Source organism: Cupriavidus sp. 05N38, assembly GCF_056397345.1.
Window position 1 is genome coordinate 1 of sequence record NZ_JBFTNF010000154.1, and the last position, 1,786, is coordinate 1,786.

Annotated in this window: 1 protein-coding gene and 1 pseudogene; both read left to right on the plus strand. The window is 64.5% G+C overall.

Annotation, left to right across the window (positions count from 1 at the left end; all coding sequences use genetic code 11):
• Positions 1-524 (plus strand): annotated as a pseudogene (locus AC1DK4_RS40610) (HlyD family secretion protein); the annotation flags it as partial.
• A partial coding sequence (locus tag AC1DK4_RS40615; RefSeq protein ID WP_477132264.1) for an efflux transporter outer membrane subunit occupies positions 521-1,786 on the plus strand: 1,266 nt, incomplete at its 3' end. The pseudogene AC1DK4_RS40610 and the gene AC1DK4_RS40615, both read left to right, overlap by 4 nt.

Here is a 1,786-nt window from a genome sequence, read left to right on the forward strand (position 1 = left end):
GCGGCCAGCACGTTGATGCGCGCGCGGCCAGCACGTTGATGCGCGCCGAGGCGGCTCAGGAATTGGCGAATCTCAATCTGTCCTATACGGAAATCCATGCACCGGTGGACGGCAAGGTTGGCAGGCGCTCGGCGCGGGTCGGCGCATTTGTGACGCCCGGCGCGCCGGTTCTTGCGATTGTCCCGATCGCCGACGCCTATGTCGTCGCCAACTTCCAGGAGAACCAGATCACCAACATGCGACCTGGCCACAGCGTGCGCATCAAGGTGGACAGCCTTCCTGGCGTCGTGATCCAAGGCCATATCGATAGCCTTGCCCCGGCGACCGGAGTGAGCTTCGCGCCGATTGCGCCTGACAACGCAACGGGCAACTTCACGAAGGTCGTCCAGCGCGTGCCTGTCAAGATCACCATCGACCGCGGGCAGCAAGCCGCGTCTGAATTGAGCGTGGGGCTTTCTGTCGAAGCGGAAGTGGCCGTTGGCCGCCGTGGCGATACGCTGGCCAAGGGAGCGGACAGAAAATGAATGCGAGTGAGTTCCCTATCCGCGCGTCGGTGCTGGCGATACTGGCGTGCCTCGCGATGGTGGGCTGTGCCGTAGGGCCGGATTTCGAACGTCCGAAGACATCCGCACCCGACGTCTTTGACCGCGCCCAGTCTGCGCAGGCATCGAGCAAGACCGTCGAATCCCAGTTCAGTTCAGAGTGGTGGACACTGTTCAACGATCCCCTGCTGAACTCGCTCGAGGAGAAACTGGTCGAAGCCAACCTGGACGTCGCAGCCGCGTCGGCGCGGCTGCGGCAAAGCCGGGCAGTACAACGGGTGGCCGGCGCCGCCGAATATCCGACACTGGACGGCGCCGCCTCCTATCATCGCGAACGCGGAAGTCCAAACGGCATCCTCTCGCTGCTTGGGGTCAGCCCGACAGGTAGTCCGCCACCATCGGCGTCGGGCGACTCGCCGCTCGGCGTCGCGCCATTGCCGGGTTCGAGTGGTTCGCCCGCGTTCGACCTGTACCAGTTCGGCTTCGATGCGTCATGGGAGGTCGACATCTGGGGCCGCGTGCGACGCGGTGTCGAAGCGGYGACCGCTTTGACGGCGGCCTCGTACGAGGACCGGAACGCGGTCCTCTTGTCTGCCCGCGCCGAACTCGCGCGAGACTATATCGAGTTGCGCGACACGCAATCCCTGCTACAGATCGCGGTACAGAACCTTGAAATCGCCCGTGACACCACGAAGCTCACGCAGGTACGCGCACGTGAAGGCGTCACGACGGATCTGGACGTGGCCAACGCTTCCGCGCAGGCAGCATCGATCGAAAGCCTGATTCCGACGCTCGAGTCGCGTCGCGAGGCCACCATCAATGCGATCGGACTGTTGCTGGCCGAGGAGCCGGGCGCGCTGCGGCAATCGCTCGGCGAGGTGCGTGACATTCCGGAGCTCCCCAAGGAGGTGCCCATCGGCTTCCCCTCGGAACTGGTGCAGCGCAGACCGGACATCAGGAGGGCGGAGGCGCAACTGCACGCGGCCACGGCGTCGATCGGCATGGCAAAGGCCGACTTCTATCCGCGCATCACGCTAAATGGCAGCGCCGGGTTCCAGAGTCTCCAGCTCTCGAACCTCGCAAACTGGGCATCGGGCCAGTTTGTCGTCGGACCGTCGATCTCGCTTCCCATCTTCGAGGGCGGCAAGCTCAAGGGGATGCTGCATCTGCGCGAGGCGCAGCAACAGGAAGCCGCGATCGTCTACAAACGCACCCTGCTCGAAGCCTGGCGCGAGGTTGACGAC